Annotated in this window: 16 protein-coding genes; 9 read left to right on the forward strand and 7 right to left on the reverse strand. The window is 68.9% G+C overall.

Translation table 11 applies throughout. The annotated features are described in order from the left end of the window. Positions 1-119 precede the first annotated feature (119 nt). Positions 120-2,174 carry a methionine--tRNA ligase gene (gene metG, locus ACTF4R_RS10690; RefSeq protein WP_440007822.1) on the forward strand — a complete coding sequence of 685 codons (2,055 nt, stop codon included), beginning with the start codon at positions 120-122 and terminating at the stop codon, positions 2,172-2,174. 63 nt (positions 2,175-2,237) lie between these two features. Here the strand turns inward: metG and ACTF4R_RS10695 are convergent, their stop codons facing one another. Beyond that, complete coding sequence (locus ACTF4R_RS10695; protein WP_433625281.1) at positions 2,238-2,522, reverse strand: GYD domain-containing protein; 285 nt, start codon at positions 2,520-2,522, stop codon at positions 2,238-2,240. Positions 2,523-2,624: 102 nt separating this feature from the next. On the opposite strand from ACTF4R_RS10695, the gene pyk reads away from it, so the two are divergent. Then, positions 2,625-4,415, forward strand: coding sequence for a pyruvate kinase (gene pyk, locus ACTF4R_RS10700; protein ID WP_440007823.1), 1,791 nt, complete (start codon positions 2,625-2,627; stop codon positions 4,413-4,415). Between the two features lie 47 nt (positions 4,416-4,462). Further along, positions 4,463-4,636: a DUF7312 domain-containing protein gene (locus ACTF4R_RS10705; RefSeq protein WP_440007824.1), complete on the forward strand. Its 174-nt coding sequence runs from the start codon at positions 4,463-4,465 to the stop codon at positions 4,634-4,636. A gap of 13 nt (positions 4,637-4,649) precedes the next feature. Here the strand turns inward: ACTF4R_RS10705 and ACTF4R_RS10710 are convergent, their stop codons facing one another. From ACTF4R_RS10710 to ACTF4R_RS10720, 3 genes are all read right to left on the reverse strand, one after another. Further along, complete coding sequence (locus tag ACTF4R_RS10710) at positions 4,650-5,318, reverse strand: type I 3-dehydroquinate dehydratase (RefSeq protein WP_440007825.1); 669 nt, start codon at positions 5,316-5,318, stop codon at positions 4,650-4,652. A gap of 31 nt (positions 5,319-5,349) precedes the next feature. Then, complete coding sequence (locus ACTF4R_RS10715) at positions 5,350-6,396, reverse strand: DNA-methyltransferase (protein WP_440007826.1); 1,047 nt, start codon at positions 6,394-6,396, stop codon at positions 5,350-5,352. 64 nt (positions 6,397-6,460) lie between these two features. After that, positions 6,461-7,429 (reverse strand): transcription initiation factor IIB, encoded by a 969-nt coding sequence (locus tag ACTF4R_RS10720; protein WP_433625295.1) that lies wholly within the window; start codon positions 7,427-7,429, stop codon positions 6,461-6,463. 249 nt (positions 7,430-7,678) lie between these two features. Here ACTF4R_RS10720 and ACTF4R_RS10725 point away from each other — a divergent pair, with 249 nt between their 5' ends. Further along, the gene (locus tag ACTF4R_RS10725; RefSeq protein WP_440007827.1) at positions 7,679-8,479 is read left to right on the forward strand and encodes a cobalamin-binding protein; all 801 of its coding nucleotides are present in this window, start codon (positions 7,679-7,681) and stop codon (positions 8,477-8,479) included. A gap of 165 nt (positions 8,480-8,644) precedes the next feature. Then, on the forward strand, positions 8,645-9,484 hold the full coding sequence (locus ACTF4R_RS10730; protein ID WP_440007828.1) for an undecaprenyl-diphosphate phosphatase: 840 nt from the start codon (positions 8,645-8,647) through the stop codon (positions 9,482-9,484). Between the two features lie 44 nt (positions 9,485-9,528). On the opposite strand, the gene ACTF4R_RS10735 is transcribed toward ACTF4R_RS10730, so the two are convergent. Next, on the reverse strand, positions 9,529-9,942 hold the full coding sequence (locus tag ACTF4R_RS10735; protein ID WP_440007829.1) for an Lrp/AsnC family transcriptional regulator: 414 nt from the start codon (positions 9,940-9,942) through the stop codon (positions 9,529-9,531). A 97-nt stretch (positions 9,943-10,039) separates the two neighbouring features. Between ACTF4R_RS10735 and carA the strand changes: the two genes are divergently transcribed. Next, a complete protein-coding gene (gene carA / locus ACTF4R_RS10740) occupies positions 10,040-11,116 on the forward strand; it encodes a glutamine-hydrolyzing carbamoyl-phosphate synthase small subunit (protein WP_440007830.1) in 1,077 nt (358 codons plus the stop codon). Positions 11,117-11,215: 99 nt separating this feature from the next. Here carA and ACTF4R_RS10745 read toward each other — a convergent pair whose 3' ends face one another. Beyond that, a complete protein-coding gene (locus ACTF4R_RS10745; RefSeq protein WP_440007831.1) occupies positions 11,216-11,938 on the reverse strand; it encodes an SDR family oxidoreductase in 723 nt (240 codons plus the stop codon). A 111-nt stretch (positions 11,939-12,049) separates the two neighbouring features. Between ACTF4R_RS10745 and radB the strand changes: the two genes are divergently transcribed. Both radB and ACTF4R_RS10755 read left to right on the forward strand, forming a co-directional pair. Next, positions 12,050-12,748 carry a DNA repair and recombination protein RadB gene (gene radB / locus ACTF4R_RS10750; protein WP_440007832.1) on the forward strand — a complete coding sequence of 233 codons (699 nt, stop codon included), beginning with the start codon at positions 12,050-12,052 and terminating at the stop codon, positions 12,746-12,748. 74 nt (positions 12,749-12,822) lie between these two features. Next, positions 12,823-13,095, forward strand: coding sequence for a hypothetical protein (locus ACTF4R_RS10755; RefSeq protein ID WP_440007833.1), 273 nt, complete (start codon positions 12,823-12,825; stop codon positions 13,093-13,095). Between the two features lie 55 nt (positions 13,096-13,150). Here ACTF4R_RS10755 and carB read toward each other — a convergent pair whose 3' ends face one another. Then, positions 13,151-16,336, reverse strand: a complete 3,186-nt coding sequence (gene carB, locus ACTF4R_RS10760; RefSeq protein ID WP_440007834.1) for a carbamoyl-phosphate synthase large subunit — start codon at positions 16,334-16,336, stop codon at positions 13,151-13,153. 255 nt (positions 16,337-16,591) lie between these two features. Between carB and larC the strand changes: the two genes are divergently transcribed. Further along, positions 16,592-17,947, forward strand: a complete 1,356-nt coding sequence (gene larC / locus ACTF4R_RS10765) for a nickel pincer cofactor biosynthesis protein LarC (RefSeq protein ID WP_440007835.1) — start codon at positions 16,592-16,594, stop codon at positions 17,945-17,947. Positions 17,948-17,968 lie beyond the last annotated feature (21 nt).

Genomic DNA, 17,968 nt, shown 5'->3' on the forward strand with positions numbered 1-17,968 from the left:
AACCCGGCGAGTCGCGTACCGCTCGCTAGCTGTCGCTGTCGAGAGACGACGACCACGACCCCAACGATGGAACGCACGAAACCGGCGGGTTTTACACCCGCACCGACGGAGTTGAGAGCATGAGCCACGACGACTATCCGACCGACGACCCCGCGGTGGTGACCTGCGGGCTCCCGTACGCGAACGGAGACCTCCACATCGGGCACCTGCGGACGTACGTCAGCGGCGACGTGTTCGCCCGCGCGCTCCGGAAACTCGGCCAGCAGACGGCGTTCGTCTCCGGGTCGGACATGCACGGTACCCCGGTGGCAGTCAACGCCGAGAAGGAGGGTGTCACGCCCGAGGAGTTCGCGCTCCGCCACCACGAGAAGTACGAGGCGACGTTCCCGAAGTTCAACGTCGAGTTCGACAACTACGGCCACACCCACGACGAGACGAACACGGAGCTGACGACCGACATCGTCCGGACGCTCGACGAGAAGGGGTACGTCTACGAGAAGGAGATAAAGGTCGCCTGGGACCCCATCGAGGACGACCCGCTGCCGGACCGCTACGTCGAGGGCACGTGCCCGTACTGCGGCGCGACGGCCCGCGGCGACGAGTGCGACGAGGGCTGCGGACGACACCTCGAACCCGGCGAGATAGAGAACCCGACGAGCATCCGGACGGGCAACCCCGCGGAGTACCGCGAACGCGAGCACAAGTTCTTCCGCGTCTCGGACCTGCAGGAGTACCTCCAGGAGTTCATCGACCGCCTCGAGGGCACGGACAACGCGAAGAACCAGCCCCGCGAGTGGATCGAGGGCGAACTCCAGGACTGGTGTATCACCCGGGACCTCGACTGGGGCATCGACTATCCGAACGGGGAGGACGACCTCGTCCTCTACGTCTGGGTCGACGCCCCCATCGAGTACGTCTCCTCGACGAAGCAGTACACCGAGCGCGTCGGCAGCGACACGTACGACTGGGAGCAGGTCTGGAAGGACGAGGGCGACATCGTCCACGTCATCGGCCGCGACATCATCCAGCACCACACCATCTTCTGGCCGGCGATGCTCCACGTCGCGGAGTACGAGGAACCGCGCGCGGTCGTCGCCAGCGGCTTCGTCAACCTCAACGGCGAGGCGTTCTCGACGAGTCGCAATCGCGCCGTCTGGGCGGACGAGTACCTCGACGAGGGGTTCCACCCGGACCTGGTCCGCTACTACCTCACGACCACGGGCGGCATCGAACGCGACGTGAACTTCTCGTGGGACCGCTTCCAGGAGCGCGTGAACGGCGAACTCGTCGGCACGGTCGGCAACTTCGCCTACCGCTCGCTGCTGTTCGCCGCCCGCAACTTCGACGGCACGCCAGACGCCGACGTGAGCGACGAGGTGGAACACCGCATCGAGTCGGCGGTCGACGACTTCGCGGCGGCCGTCAACGACTACTCGCTGAAGCGCATCGGCGAGGCCGCCACCGCGCTCGCCGCGTTCGGCAACGAGTACATCCAGCGCAACGAGCCCTGGAAGCTCACCGACGAGGACCCCGAGCGGGCCGCGCAGGTCATCCGCGACTGCGTCCAGATCGCCAAGGCGCTCGCGGTCGTCTTCGCGCCGGTCGTCCCCGGCAAGGCCGACGACCTCTGGTCGCACCTCGGCGAGTCGGGGTCGGTCCACGACGCCGACATCCAGGCCGCGCTCGAAGCACCGCCGGCGTCGTTCGACGAACCCTCGGAGCTGTTCGAGAAGATCGAAGACGAACGCGTCGAGGACCTCAACGAGAAACTCCAGGCGAGCATCGAAGCGGCTACGTCCGACGAGGACGAGGCGGAAGACGAGGACATGAGCGACGAGTTCGAACCCATCGCTGACGACCGTATCGGCTTCGAGGAGTTCGAGGACCTCGACCTCCGGGTCGGGCGCATCGAGACGGCCGACCCCATCGAGGGCGCGGACGACCTCGTCCGACTGGAGGTCGACATCGGCGTCGAGACGCGCCAGATAGTCGCGGGCATCAAGCAACTGCACGACGTCGACGAACTGCCGGGAACGAAGATAATCGTCGTCGCCAACCTGGAGAAGGCGGAGCTGTTCGGCACCGAGAGCAACGGGATGTTGCTCGCGGCGGGCGACCAGGCCGACCTGCTGACGACCCACGGCGACGCCGAGCCCGGGACGAAGGTCCAGTAGCTCGGCGGCCGTTCGAACCCGGAGAAAAACTGTTTTTCGGCGAGGACCGGGCGGCGCGTCGAGTCAGAGGTCGTCGACGAGCTGGGAGAACTCCTCCATCGGGATTATCTCCATCGTCTGCATGTCGAGCCCGTAGCGTTCGATGCAGAGGGCGGCCTGGTAGGCGGCGTCGCGGTCCGGCGAGTCGAAGACGAGGAGGAAGTCGTACTCGCCGAGGATGGCGTAGTTCGCCTCGAGCGTCGTGTCGTGTTCGGCTAGCTCGCTCCTCACGTCGCCCCAGATGGAGGCCAGCTCCTGGACGTTCTGGTAGTCCTGCTCGACGGTTACGAGCGATGCGAACTTGGACATATTTTCCGCCTTCGAACGGAGTACGAATATGGATTGTGGCCGGCGAGTACTCACGGACGAGTTAACACTGGGTTTTAGGCGAGGCCGGGAGAACGTGGAACCATGAGAAACGCGAAGATCGTCTGTACGCTCGGCCCTGCGTCGAACGACCGGAGTACGGTCCGAGACCTGGCGGACGCCGGGATGACGGTCGCCCGGCTGAACGCCAGCCACGGGAGCCGGGAGGACCGGACCGAACTCATCGACACCGTTCGACGAGTGGACGAGGCGACGTCGAGTCCGCTGGCAGCGATGCTCGACCTGCAGGGTCCCGAGATACGCACCGCCGAGGTGGACGACCCGGTTCACCTCGAAACCGGCGAGACGGTCCGCTTCGTCGAGGGCGAGGAGGCGACCGCCGAGGAGGTCGGCCTCTCCTTCTCGCTGTCGAACGCCGACGTGGGCGACCGCGTCCTCCTCGACGACGGACGCATCGAGACGGTGATCGAGAGCGTCGAAGACGACGCCGTCGTCGCCTTCGTCGAGAGCGGCGGTGACCTCGGAAGCCGCAAGGGCGTCAACGTCCCGGGCGTCGAACTCGGTCTCGACACCGTCACCGAGAAGGACCGCAAGGACCTGCGCCTCGCCGCCGGCCACCGACCGGGCGACGACCGGAACGCCGCCGACCTCGAACGCGAGGTCGACTTCGTCGCTGCGAGTTTCGTCCGCGACGCCGACGACGTGCTCGAAGTGAACAAGGTGCTGGAGGAGTTCGGCGCGGACGTACCCATCGTCGCGAAGATAGAGCGCCGCGGAGCGGTCGAGAATCTGGAGGAGATAGTCGACGCCGCCTACGGCGTGATGGTCGCCCGGGGCGACCTCGGCGTCGAGTGTCCGATGGAGGACGTTCCGATGATACAGAAGCGCATCATCCGCACCTGTCAGGAGGCGGGCGTCCCGGTCATCACGGCGACGGAGATGCTCGACTCGATGGTCCACGCCCGCCGGCCGACGCGAGCGGAGGCGTCGGACGTCGCCAACGCCGTCCTCGACGGCACCGACGCGGTGATGCTGTCGGGCGAGACGGCGGTCGGCGACCACCCCGTCCGGGTCGTCGAGACGATGGACCGCATCGTCCGCGAGGTGGAAGCCAGCGACGAGTACGCCGAGACACTCGAACAGCGCGTCCCGGTTGCCGACGACACCCGCACGGACGCCCTCGCACGCTCGGCGCGCTACCTCGCCCGCGACATCGGCGCGAGCGCGGTCGTCGCGGCCAGCGAGTCCGGCTACACCGCGCTCAAGGTGGCGAAGTTCCGACCGGGCGTCCCGGTGGTGGCGACGACGCCGAACGATTACGTGCGCCGCCAGTTGGCGCTGTCGTGGGGGGTCAATCCCCAGTACTCCGACCTCGCTCACAGCGTCGAGACCATCATCGACGACGCCGTGCAGGCGGCGCTCGACGCCGGCGTCGCGGAGAGCGGCGACACCGTCGTCGTCCTCTCGGGCATGATGAGCGACCTCGAAGGGTCGGACGCGACGAACATGCTCAAGGTCCACGTCGCCGCCCAGACCATCGCGACCGGGCGCAGCGTCGTCCGCGGCCAGGTCGCCGGCCCCGTCGAACGCACCGCGACCGGGGACCTCTCGGGCATTCCCGACGGGACCGTCCTCGTCCTCGACCCGGACTTCGACGGCGAGTTCACGGGCGACGCCTCCCACCTCGCCGGCATCGTCGACGCGCGCCCCGGGATGACCGGCTACCCGGCGATGGTCGCCCGTGAGCTCGAGATTCCGATGGTCAGCGGCGCCCCGCTCGGCCCCGAGGTCGAGGACGGGGACGTGGTGACCCTCGACGCCGAGCGCGGCGTCGTCTACGAGGGCGACGTGCGGTCGCGCGAGCGACGGCGGTAGACTCGCAAGCCGGTCTCCTTTTGTCGCGGGCCGCCGTACGCCCGGGCATGTCCGAGTGGAAGTTCGACGTCGACGAGGTCGGTGACGACGCGGACGAGCCGGACCGGGACGACGCTCCGGAGATGGAACCCGGGTCGCCGTCGCTGGAGAACGCGGCGTTCGTCCTGCTCGGCGCTCTGTCGATGCTGTTCGTTCTCGTCAGACTCGTCACACTGGTGTGACCGCGTCGGCTCGTCACCGCAGTTCGGAGACCAGCCGCGAGAGCGTCGCGAGGTCGTACTGGCCGGGTGCGGTCGCGTCCGCGGCGTCGACCGGCGCGTAGCCGATGCGAGACCCGTACAGCGGCGCGACCGCCCGGGAGTGGCGGCCCGCTTCGCCCATCGCCATCGTCGCCACCGCGCGCCCCTCCGCGTCGAGGGCGTCGGTGACCGACAGCAGGTCGAGCACGTCCGACCGCGATTCGGCGGTCACGGCCAGTTTCCCCACGTCCGCGCGGTCCGTGGCGTCGACGAGTAGCTCGCGCATCCGCTCGCGGTCGGGCGTCGCTTCGAAGTCGTGGACCGACGCGACGACGGCGGCGTCGTGGGCGCGCGCGCGCTCGGCGACGCGGTCGCCCGCCCCCAGCAGGCTCTCCAGTTCCACGTCGACCGCCGCGACCGCGTCGCGTTCGGCGGCCGCGGCGAGCGCGTCGAGACGCTCGTCGTCGTCGCCGGCCGCGCCGCCCTCCCACTCCGCGCGGTTCGTCGCCAGCACCGGGAGGTCGCCGTCGTAGTCGTCCAGCGCGTCGAGCGGGTCGGCGGCGAGGTCCATCCGGAACTCGACGAGGTCGGCGCGGTCGCGGGCCCGCGGTTCGGCGTCGAGGTCGGCCGTGCTCGCCGCGAGGGTGAACGAGTCGAACTCCATGCCGGGGCGTCCGTGCGCGCGCGTGAAAAGGTTACTCGACGAACGGCTCGTGGGCGGCGACGAATCGCTTGCCGGCGCGGTCGACCGCCGGCTGGTCCACCTCGGTCACCTGGTAGAAGCGAATGTCGCGCTCCTGGCCGGTCTTGACCGGGAAGTCGTAGTGGGTCGCCTCGTACCCCAGTTCCCCGTCGTGGTCGCGGACGAAGGCGCGGTGGGCGTCCAGGCGCTCGCGGGCCCTGGTGCGCGAGAGTTCGGGAGCGTCGGCGGCGCGCTCGTCGAACACGCCGGCGAACTCCGGTTCGAGTTCGTACCCCACCGAGTTCCGACCGGCGACCATCGCCGCCAGCGAGGTGGTGCCGGTCCCCCAGAACGGGTCGAGGACGGTGTCGCCGTAGACGGAGTACATGTTGACGAGCCGGTAGGGGAGTTCGAAGGGAAACGCCGCCGAGCGCTCGCGCAGTTCGCCGTGGTCGAGTTCCTGCTCGATGCCGCGCACGTCGGTCCAGAGGTCCGAGAACCAGTCGTTTCGCTCCTCCCAGAAGTACGCCGCCTCGTAGCGCCGGTCGAGGCCGGGTTCTAGTTCGCGCAGGTCGCCGTTGCGAAAGAGGAGGACGTACTCGTGTTCGAGCGCGGCGTAGGCGTTCGGCGGGACCATGCCGGACCCCATGAACTTCGTTAGGCGGTTCGACGGCTTCCGCCAGAGGATGTCCGGCAACGGACGCAGACCGTGGTCACGCAGAGCCTGCGTGACCCGGCAGTGGTTCGGGAAGAGCTGGAAGGAGCCGTCGACCTTCCGCGTCGCGTCGCCGACGTTGACGGCCGCGACGCCGCCGGGTGTCAGCACGCGCGCGACCTCTCGCCACACCGAGTCGAGCAGGCCGTGCATCGCCTCGAAGGCGGCGTCGCCGTCGCCCCGGTCCAGTCGCTCCGCAATCTCCGGGTCGAGGGAGGCGAAGAGGTCGTCCCACATCTCTATCATCGGATACGGCGGCGAGGTGACGACGAGGTCGACCGAATCGTCCGGAAGCGCCGTCATCTCGGCCGCGTCGCCGACGTGAATCTCGTGCTCGGTCTCCATTGCAGTCGCTGGTGGAACGTATCACGGCGCCGTAAAACATCTTTTCAAACGACGCGTCCGGAAACTACATCGCGAGGCTGCCTTCTTCGGCTTCCAGCAGTTCGTGGTAGCGGTTGCGGATGGTGACCTCGCTGATGTCCGCGACGTCGCTGACCTCGGCCTGGGTCGTCTTCTCGTTGGTGAGCAGGGCGGCGGCGTAGACGGCGGCGGCCGCCAGGCCGACCGGCGACTTGCCGCTGTGGACGCCCTGTTCCTTCGCCGTCTTCAGCAGCGAGCGGGCCCGGTGCTCGGACTCGTCCGAGAGGTCGAGTCCGGACGCGAAGCGCGGGACGTAGCTCTCGGGGTCGGCCGGCTTCACCTCGAGGCTCAGCTCGCGGACGACGTAGCGGTAGGTGCGGGCGACCTCGCTCTTCTCGACGCGGGAGACGTCGGCGATCTCGTCGAGGCTGCGCGGGACGCCGGCCTGCCGTGCCGCGGCGTAGACGCAGGCCGTCGAGACGCCCTCGATGGAGCGGCCCGGCAGGAGGTCCTCGTCGAGGGCGCGGCGGTAGATGACCGACGCCGTCTCCCGGACGTTCTCGGGGAGACCGAGTGCGGAGGCCATGCGGTCGATTTCGCCGAGCGCCTGCTTGAGGTTGCGTTCCTTGCTGTCGCGGGTGCGGAAGCGCTCGTTCCACTTGCGGAGACGCTGCATCTTCTCGCGCTGGCGCGACCCCAGCGAGTTGCCGTAGGCGTCCTTGTCGCGCCAGTCGATGTTCGTCGACAGCCCCTTGTCGTGCATCGTGTTCGTCGTCGGGGCGCCGACGCGGGACTTCTCGTTCTTCTCCTTGGAGTCGAACGCGCGCCACTCGGGGCCACGGTCGACGTTGTCCTCCTCGACGACGAGGCCGCACTCGGCACAGACCGTCTCGCCGTGTCCCTCGTCGGTGATGAGGTTGCCGCCGCATTCGGGGCACTGCTGTCCTTCGTGTTCCTGTTCCTCTACTTCGGTTTCCTGCGTTCTGTCGCGCGCTCGGATGGTTGTATCTGGCATGTACGAAACACCACTATCGGGGAGAGTGCATCAGCTTCCGGGCAGGGAAAACCTGAAAAACCCGGCGCGTGAATCCTTAACTTGCAGTTATTCCGAAACTCACTTAAAACCATCGATTCTTGCCCCCAATGAGTTCGTGAACCAGTCACACGGGGCGTGAGCCGACTATCCAACGTCGGACGAACCAAAAGTTTAAGCGTAGAAACGAGCGCGAAGGCTTTACCCGAACGGAGCGTGGACGAAAGGCCGATGGACGAGCAGCGCGCGACGGCCGACCAGGCGACGGGCCTCCGGCGCGTCGTCTCGCTCGCGCCCAGCGCGACGGCGACGCTCCGGGCGCTCGGGGCGGACGACCGTCTCGTCGGCGTCACGCACAACTGCGAAGCCGACGGCCTCGACGCACCGGCGGTCGGCGGCTGGCTGAACCCCGACCACGACGCGGTCGCCGAGCGCGACCCCGACCTCGTCTGCACCGCCGACCCGCTCCAGCGCGACGTCCGCGACGCCCTCCGGGAGCGCGGCCACCGCGTGGTCCACGTCGAACCGACGACGCTCGGCGAGGCGGTCGAATCGTTCGTCACGCTGGGCCGCGCGGTCGGCCGGGCGCGGGCCGGCCACGACCTCGCGTGGAGCGCCCGGGGACGACTGGAGCGCGTTCGCCGCCTCGTCGCCGACCGCGACCGCCCGGTCGTCTACTGCGAGGAGTGGTCGGACCCGCCGACCGCCGCCGGCAACTGGGTGCCAGACGCCGTCAGGGCCGCCGGCGGACGCTACCCCTTCCTCGACGCCGGCGAGCGCTCCCGGGAGGTGACCCGCGACGAGGTCGAGGACGCCGCGCCCGACCACGTCGTCCTCCACGTCTGCGGCCGCGGCGAGCGCAGCGACCCCGCAACCGTTCGGGACCGCGACTGGGACGTGCCCGCGGTCGAGCGCGACGCCGTCCACGTCGTCGACGACTCGCTGCTGAACCAGCCGAGTCCGCGCCTCGTCGACGGTGTCGAGACGCTGGCCGCGCGGCTACATCCCGACGCTGTCGACGAGTCGGGGTGACGCCCGGTCCCGGCCGCCGGAATCGTCCGGCGCGCCGTACGCTGTCGGACGTTCCGTGCGCGAACTGGAATGATAACAGTACAGGGACAGAGAGCTGAAAATACAAGACGAGAGTCACCTACAAAACCGAACGACCTAACTCCCGTCGGTGACCGAGGTAGGACGATGCCAGACCGACCGCTGCTCATCGCGCTAATCGCGGGCGTGTTGCAGGGTATCTTCGAGTGGCTCCCTATCTCCAGCGAGGGGAACATCACGCTGTTCCTGACGGCCGTCGGCGCGGGACCGAAGGCGGCGCTCCAGTTCGCGCTCTTCCTCCACGTCGGTACCGCAATCTCGGCGACGGCGTACTACCGCGACGAGGTCGGCGACGTCCTGCGCGCGCCGTTCGACCTGGTCAACGGACGGACCTCCGGAGGCCTCTTCTCGGACGAGACGGCCGACTTCTCGTTCGTCTTCGTGGCGACGCTGGCCTCCGGCGTCACCGGTATCCTCGTCTATCTCACGCTCGACGCGGTCGTCACGGAACTGGCCGGCGGTGCGTTCGTCGCGCTCATCGGCGTCCTGCTGGTCGGAACCGGAATCCTGCTGAAGACCGCCGACCGCTTCGACCTCGCGACCCGGGAGACGCCGGACCTCGTCGACGCCCTGCTGGTGGGGTCGCTCCAGGGTATCGCGCTCCTCCCCGGCGTCTCTCGCTCCGGCACGACCGCGAGCGCGCTCCTCTTCCGCGGTCACGACGGCCCCTCGGCGTTCCGCCTCTCCTTCCTCCTCTCGATTCCGGCGGCCGCGGGCGCGGGCGTGCTGGTGTTTCTCGACACCGGGATTCCCTCCGTCTCGCCCACCGCCGCCGCCGTCGCCATCTTCGCCAGCGCGACCGTCGGCTACCTCACCATCGACGCGCTGATGCGCCTGGTCGAACGCGTCGCCTTCTGGGGCGTCTGTATCGGCCTCGGGACGCTCGCCATCGTCGGCGGGGGCGCGCTCGTCGTCACGGGCGCCTGAGGCGGCCGACCGTCGCTTCGAATTTCGAATCCTCGCTTCGAAGCTCAGCCGCGCCGTTCGTCGAGAATCAGTCGCGTCTTCGTCTCGACGACCTCGTCGAGTTCCCGTGCGCGGGTTATCAACTGGTTGACCCCCTGCGTGTCCGCGGCGTCGACGACGAGGACGATGTCGTCCTCGCCGGAGACCTGCCAGACGAAGTCGACCTGCTCCCACTCGGCGAGTCGGTCGGACATGGAGGTCGTGTTGACTGCCACGTCCACGCCTATCTCGATCATCGCTTTCACGTTCCCCGTCCGCGTGGCGACCGTGAATCGCTCGATGACGCCGTCCTCGTTCATCTGTTCGACGCGGTTACGGACCGTCCCCTCCGAGGTGCCGACCTCGTCTGCGATCTCGGTGTACGGCATTCGGGCGTCCCGCCGGAGGAGGTCCAGTATCTGGCGGTCGAGTGCGTCCATAGGCGTCGTTTCGCGCCTCGAAACTTGGGTGTTACGAATATCGTAACGTTGTTTCGAAAGCAAGGTTTATGGAGGGCCGTTGCATAAGAATCTCGTAATGGCTGGTGCTTACGTCGCACTGGAGGGTGGCCGCGTGGTAGAAGCGCGCGCTCGCGCTCCGGGCACGGCCCGCGGAGAACTGGTGTTCACGACGGCGTACACAGGCTACGAGGAGAGTCTCACTGACCCGTCCTACGAGGAACAGATACTCACCTTCTCGTACCCCCTGATCGGCAACTACGGCGTGCGCGAGGAGCGGTTCGAGTCCGACCGCGTCCACCCCCGCGCCGTCGTCGCACGAGAACTGACCGAGGACGTGGCCGACTGGCTCGCCGACGAGGGCGTGCCCGCGGTCGACCACCTCGACACGCGCGACCTCGTCGGCGGCATCCGCGAGGAGGGCGCGATGAAGTGCGGCATCGCGGCCGGACCGGACGCCACGCCCGAGGACGCGCTCGCCGAACTCGAGGACTGTCCCGGCATGAGCGACCACGTCGACATCGGCGCGCAGGTCAGCGTCGACGAGCGAGAGATCCACCTCGGCGAGGGCGACACGGACGTGGCGCTGGTCGACTGCGGCGCGAAGGACAGCATCGTCGAGTCGCTTGTCGACCGCGGTGCGAACGTGCACGTCCTGCCGTACGACGTCGCGCCCGAGGACGTCGAAGCGGTCGACCCCGACATCCTGTTCGTCTCGAACGGGCCGGGCGACCCGGCGAACTTCGAGGCGGCCCGGTCGCTGGTCGACGAGTTCGTCGGCGAGATTCCGCTGGCGGGCATCTGTCTCGGCCAGCAGATCATCGCCCGGGCGCTCGGCGGCACCACCGAGAAGATGGACTTCGGTCACCGCGGCGTCAACCAGCCCGTCCGCGACCTCGAGACCAACCGCGTGGTCATGACGACCCAGAACCACGGGTACACGGTCGCCGACCCCGGTGACCTCGACGTGACCCAGGTCAACGTCAACGACGACACGCCCGAGGGCCTGGACAGCGAGGACCTCGACGTCATCACGCGCCAGTACCACCCCGAAGCCAACCCCGGCCCCCACGACTCCCTCGACTTCTTCGACGACGTGCTCGCGATGGCACGGCCGGGCGACGATTCGAGTCGACGACTCGTTACTGCCGACTGAGTGACGCGCCAGCGGCGACTCTCCAGCCGTTCTCACACCCAGTAGCCGACCGCTCGGCGCTGGAGTCGCTCGCCCCTCTCGACCGAGACCGACCGCCGACTACTCCTCGACGGGTATCTCTTCCTCGACGGGCGACTGCCAGTCCACGTCGACGAGACCGCGGGCCGTCCCGCGGAGCCCGTCGCGGCTCACCACCTCGAACGTACGGTTCTCGCTCTCGGGGGTGAACGGCGCGGCGACCATCAACCTGGCCACGTCCGCGCGCGGAATCGACCCCGAGACGGTCGCGCCGCCCTCGCCGACGAGCACGTCGCCGGTCGCCGGGTCGTTCCTCAGCATGCCGGGTCGGACGACGGTGTGGGACAGCCGCGACGTGCGCAGCGCCGCCTCGGCCCGGTTCTTCGCCGCCAGCACGCGCCAGATGAGCAGGCGGAACGCGGCGGGCATCTGCCCGCGGGAGTCGCCGACCCCGATGGCGCTCTCGAAGACGAACCGGTCCACGTCGGCCGCGACCGCGGCGTCGACGAGATTCTCGACGCCGGTCCCGTCGACGAGGTCGCCCATCAGCATTCGGACGGGCGAGCGCGTGCCGACTGCGCTGAGGACGACGTCGCAGTCGACGACCGCGCGGGCGGCGTCGCCGGACTCCAGCAGGTCGCCGACGACCACCTCGTCGGCCCCGCGCGAGCGGAGCGCGTGCGCCTTCTCCGGCGTGTGAGTGAGCGCCCGTACCGTGAACTCGGCGTCCGCGAGCAGGTCGAGTACCTCCGTGCCGGTGCCGCCGCTCGCGCCCGCGACGAGGATGCGTTCGACGTCGGTCATCCCCGGGTCGACGACGCCCGAGGCAATAGAACTCGCGGCCACCGACGGGGAGTCGGACCGCCGCGGGCGCGAATCCGGAGGCTTTTGCCCGGTAAGTCCCAAGGTTCGGGCGTGACTGACGCCGAGAAGATTTCGACCGGGTGCCCGCCCCTCGACGACCTGCTCGGGGGTGGCCTCGAACGCGGGACCGTTACGCAGGTGTATGGTCCGCCCGCCGCCGGGAAGACGAACGTCGCGCTCGGTGCCGCCGTCGAGACGGCGCGCGAGGGCGGCACCGTGGTCTACGTCGACACCGAGGGACTGTCCGTCGAGCGGTTCGAACAGGTCGCCGACGCCCGAGCAGACGACACCGACGACGTCGCCTCCCGCATCGTCATCAAGGAGGCCTACGACTTCGCCGAGCAGGCGGAGGCCGTCCGGGACGTCTCCGAGTTCGCAGAGCGAGCCGACCTCGTCGTCCTCGACAGCGCGACCGGATTCTACCGCCTGGAGCGCGCTGGCGACGACGCCGGCGGCGAGTCGCTCCGGAAGGTCGCCGACCAGGTCACCCACCTGCTCTCGCTCGCTCGCAAACACGACATCGCCATCCTGCTGACGAACCAGGTGTACACCGACCCCGACTCCGACGGCACCCGACCGCTCGGCGGCCACACGCTCGAACACTGGACCGGCGTCGTCCTCCGGGTGGACCGCTTCCGCGGCGGCAACCGCCGGGCGACCCTGGAGAAACACCGCTCGAAGCCGGCCGGCGACCGCGCGCAGTTCCGCATCACCGACGTGGGCATCGAGGGCGTCGAGGACACCGTCTGAGACCCGGCGTCGACCCCCATTATATTTCCACAACCACCGCAAGTAAAAAGAAGGAGCGGCGCGAACTACCGCGCATGGGAAAGGCGGTGCTCGGGACCGACAATCGGGTCACGTCCACCGAAGTACAGGCGAGCGTCCTCGGCGTCGTCGTCGGCTTCCTGGCCGGGTACGGCTACGCGCTCGGACACGAGTCCGTCGCCGTCAAGGTGAGTGCCGTCTTCGTCGCCCTCGCCCTCGGCCTGGGCGTCACCGGTCGAATGTCGGCTGCCAAGCGGACGCTGCGGCGCGAACCCTGGTACGCGCTCGCGGCGTTCCTCGTCGGCGGCGCGCTCGGAACGTTCGTCTGAAGCGGTTCGACGGCGGCCCGCCCGACGTTTCGGCGACGGACGGGAGGTAGAGCCGCTAGCCCCACTTCTCGTCGTGCTTGGGCCGGTCGCCGACAGACTCGACGCAGAGGGGGTCCTCGCGCGAATCGAGTGCCTCCAGCGCTGCCTCGGCGGCGGCGACGGTCGAGAAGTACGGCAGGTCCTCCTCGACGGCCGTCTCCAGGGCCGCGCGGTCGTCGGTGACCAGCAGGTCGACGTCGCCCGTCCGTATCGCCTCGGCGGTGTCGTCGAACGTCTCGACCTCGTAGTACTCCTCGAACCCGTCGACCGGGAGTTCGACGACGGCGACGCCGCCCTCGGGGAGCGCGTTGGCGGCCGCGGACTGGGCCTTCTCGTAGGCCTTGCCGAACGATGTCGCAGTGCCCATCACCTCGCCCGTCGACTTCATCTCCGGGCCGAGGCGCGGGTCGCTGTTCGGCAGGCGGTCGAAGGGGAGGACGACCTCCTTGACGCTGACCTGTTCGGGCACCTGCTCGCGCACGTCGAGGTCGTCCAGGCTCTCGCCCGCCATCACCTTCGCCGCGAGTTTGGCGATGGGGACGCCGGTCGCCTTCGAGACGAACGGGACGGTCCGCGACGAGCGCGGGTTGGCTTCGAGGACGTAGACGTCGCCGTCCCGGACGGCGAGCTGGACGTTCAGCAGGCCGACGGTGTCGAGCGCGGTGGCGATGTTCTCGGTCACCTCGCGCACCCGGGCGAGTTCGTCGTCGGTCAGCCCGCGCGGCGGGATGACGCAGGCGGAGTCACCGGAGTGAATCCCGGCGCTCTCGACGTGTTCCATCACGCCGCCGACGACGGTGCGCTCGCCGTCGCTCACGGCGTCGACGTCGAGTTCGACGGCGTCGGCGAGGAACTCGTCGACGAGGATGGGCTTGTCCGGCGACACCCGGACCGCCTCCTCGATGTACTCTTTCAGTTCGTCGTCGTCGTGGACGACGTCCATCGCCCGCCCGCCGAGCACGTAGGAGGGACGCACGAGCACGGGGTAGCCGATGTCGTGGGCGAGTTCGAGCGCTTCTTCCTCGCTCGTGGCACTGCCGCCCTCCGGTTGCTCGATGCCGATGTCGTCCATCAGGCGGTTGAACCGGTCGCGGTCCTCCGCGAGGTCCATCGCCTCGACCGTGGTCCCCAGTATCTCGCAGTCGAGGCCGCGACGGTCGAGTTCGTCCTCCAGCGGGCGGCCGACGTCGACGCTCGTCTGGCCGCCGAACTGGACCATCGCGCCGTCGGCGTTCGTCGCCTTGACGACGTCCGCGACCTCCTCGGCGGTGATGGGTTCGAAGAACAGTCCGTCGCTGGTGTCGTAGTCGGTCGACACCGTCTCGGGGTTGTTGTTGACGACGTGCGTCTCGATGCCCATCTCGCGTAGCGCCCGCACCGCGTGGACGGTGCAGTAGTCGAACTCGACGCCCTGCCCGATGCGGATGGGGCCGCCGCCGACGATGACGACGCTGTCGACGTCGCGGTCGACCTGGAGTTCGTCCCGGCCGCCGAAGTCGGTCTCCAGCGCCGAGCGCGCCGAGTAGTAGTACGGCGTCGACGCGGCGAACTCGCCGGCGCAGGTGTCGACCTGCTTGAACGAGCGGTCGGGCGCGCTCGTCTCGACCTCCTCGATGGCGTCGCCGTCTGCGGCGTTCCGCGGCGTCTGCGACGCCGCGCGGTTCGCGTCCGTTCCCGCCATCGCGGCGACCTGCTGGTTCGTGAAGCCGATCTCGGCGGCGGCCGCGAAGTTCCCCTCCTCGGCGGCCTCGACGCCGTCGGCGACGTTCTGGTAGCGTTCGACGTACCAGTCCTTGATGTCGGTGAGGTCGGCGACCGTCTCCACGGTGTACCCGCGCTCGAACGCCTCGAACATGGCGTAGGGGCGGTCGGGTGTCGGACGTTCGAGGTACTCGGCCTCGAGTTCCTCGTCGCTCACCGCGGACCAGTCGACGTCGGGGTCGTACTCCGAACTGCGCAGCGCCTTGAGCAGGCTCTCCTCGAACGTGCGACCGATGGCCATCGCCTCGCCCGTCGACTTCATCGCAGTGCCGAGTTCGAACTCCGTGTCCGGGAACTTGTCCTTCGGCCAGCGCGGCACCTTCGTCACCACGTAGTCGATTGCGGGCTCGAAGGCTGCGGTCGTCTCGCCGGTTATCTCGTTCTCTATCTCGTGGAGGCGCTTGCCGAGCGCGACCTTCGCCGTGACGCGAGCGATGGGGTAGCCCGTCGCCTTCGACGCGAGGGCGGACGAGCGGGAGACGCGCGGGTTCACCTCGACCACCCTGTACTCGCCGCCGGGCGTGCCGTCGTCGCGCCACGCGAACTGGATGTTACAGCCGCCCTGGATGCCGAGGTCCCGGATGACCTCCAGCGCCGCGTCGCGCATCTCCTGGTGGCCGTCGTCGGGGATGACCTGACTGGGCGTGACGACCGTCGACTCGCCGGTGTGGATGCCCATCGGGTCGATGTTCTCCATGTTGCAGATGATGATGCAGGAGTCGTCGGCGTCCCGCATCACCTCGTACTCCAGTTCGACCCACCCCGAGATGGACTCGGTGACCAGCACCTCGTCGTTGCGCGAGAGGCGCAGGCCCTTCCGCACGCGCTCTTTCAGCTCCTCCATCTCGTGGACGACGCCCGACCCCGACCCGCCGAGGGTGTAGGTGGTGCGGGCGATGACCGGCAGGCCGCCGACCTCCTCGACCGCCGCCTCGACGCGCTCGGCCAGGTCGTCCTCGGTCAGTTCCGTCGCCACCTCGCCCTCGTCGAGCGTGATGGTCGTCGAACTCGCGACGGGCTGACCGAGGTCGTGCATCCGCTGGCGGAACAGGTCGCGGTCCTCGGTGGCGTAGATGGTGTCCAGGGGCGTGCCCATGATGTCGACGTCGTACTCGTCCAGCACGCCCTCCTCGGAGAGCTCCGCGGTGACGTTCAGTCCGGTCTGGCCGCCCAGGCCGGCGATGACGCCGTCCGGGCGCTCCTCGCGGATTATCTCGGCGATGGCGTCCGTGGTGATAGGTTCGATGTACACCTCGTCGGCCATCTCCGGGTCGGTCATGATGGTCGCCGGGTTGGAGTTCACCAGGACGACCCGCGCCCCTTCCTCCTGGAGCGCCCGGCAGGCCTGCGCGCCCGAATAGTCGAACTCGGCGGCCTGTCCGATCTGTATCGGCCCGCTCCCGATGAGCAGAATCGTACGGTCCTCGGCTTCCTCACTCATGGCTCGTTGTCCGTACTGAGTTCGTACATCGTAATAAGGGCCACGAAATATTACGAGTAGCGAAATGGAGTTTCGAATTTCGGAAGCGCGCCGGAGACGACGTGCCAGGGGCGTCTCGCGCGCCGAGCACGCGGAAGACGGCCACGCCCGGCCGTCGCTCGCCGGACTGCCGCCACCGCCGGGACCGTCCGCGATTTCGCCCGGACGACGCCCGTCTTCGTGGGCTTTTTCGCGGTCGGGACCGCCCGGTAGCACATGAAGACTCTCGCGTTCGACGGGCGGATGGGGGCCAGCGGCGACATGATTCTGGCCGCGCTGCTCGACGCCGGTGCCGACCGCGACGCGCTCGCGCCGGTCGAGGACGCGCTCGACGTGGAGTACGCCACGGAGCGCGTCGTGAAGAACGGCATCGCCGCGACAAGCGCGTCGGTGCTGCTGACGGACGGGGACGCCGACGGTTCCGACGAACACCGAGACGAGCATCCGGACCACGAACAGGATGACGAGAACGACCACCCGGGCGACGGCCACGGTCACTCCCACGACCACGACCACCGGCACGCGGAGGGGTCGGGGCCGGAGCGCACCTACCGGGAGGTGATCGAACTGGTCGAGTCGATGGGTCTCGATGCGGACGTCGAGGCCGACGCGAAGGCCGTCTTCCGGATTCTCGGCGAAGCGGAGGCGAGCGTCCACGACACCGACCTCGAATCGACGCACTTCCACGAGGTGGGCGCGGACGACGCCGTCGCCGACGTGGTCGGCGCTGCGCTCCTGTTCGACGACCTCGACGCGGAGCGGGTGGTGACCACGCCGCTGTCGACCGGCGGCGGCGCGGTCGAGATGAGCCACGGCACCTACCCCGTTCCGGCCCCCGCGGTGGTCGAAATCGCGGCTGGGGCCGACTGGTCGCTGCGGGGCGGCCCGGTCGACGCGGAACTGCTGACGCCCACGGGCGCTGCCGTCCTCGCCCACTTCGCGGAGGGCGTCGAGGTGCTGCCGACGCTCGACGTGACGGCGTCGGGCTACGGGGCCGGCGGCTACTCGTTCCCCGAGCATCCGAACGTGCTCCGGGTGCTCGCCGGGGAGCGCGCGGCCCACGGCGGCGCGAACCGAACGAGCGACGAGGCGACGAACCGGGGCCGACTGGTCCGCGACGACGTGACCGTCCTGGAGACGAACCTGGACGACGCGCCGCCGGAGGTGCTGGGCGGCCTCCAGGAAACCCTCGCGGACGCGGGCGCGCGAGACGTTTCGGTCGTTCCCGCGACGATGAAGAAGTCCCGACCCGGCCACCTCGTGAAGGTCATCGTCAAGCCGGAAGACGCAGAGCGCGTCGCCCGGCGACTCGCCGAGGAGACGGGAACCCTCGGCGTGCGCGAGTCGGGCGCGACCCACCGCTGGATAGCCGAGCGCGAGATGCACACCGCGACGGTCGACGCGGCGGACGAGGAGTACGCGGTGGACGTGAAGGTCGCGAGCGACGACGCCGGAGCGGTCTACGACGTGAGCGCCGAGTTCGACGACGCGCTCGCGGTCGCGACGGAGACGGGGGTGCCGGTGCGCGAGGTGATGCGCCGCGCCGAGGACGCCGTTCGGGCAAACATATAATTTTTCGCACGACTAACCGCC

The organism is Halomicrococcus pelagicus, assembly GCF_051917725.1.
Taxonomy (GTDB): Archaea; Halobacteriota; Halobacteria; order Halobacteriales; family Haladaptataceae; genus Halomicrococcus.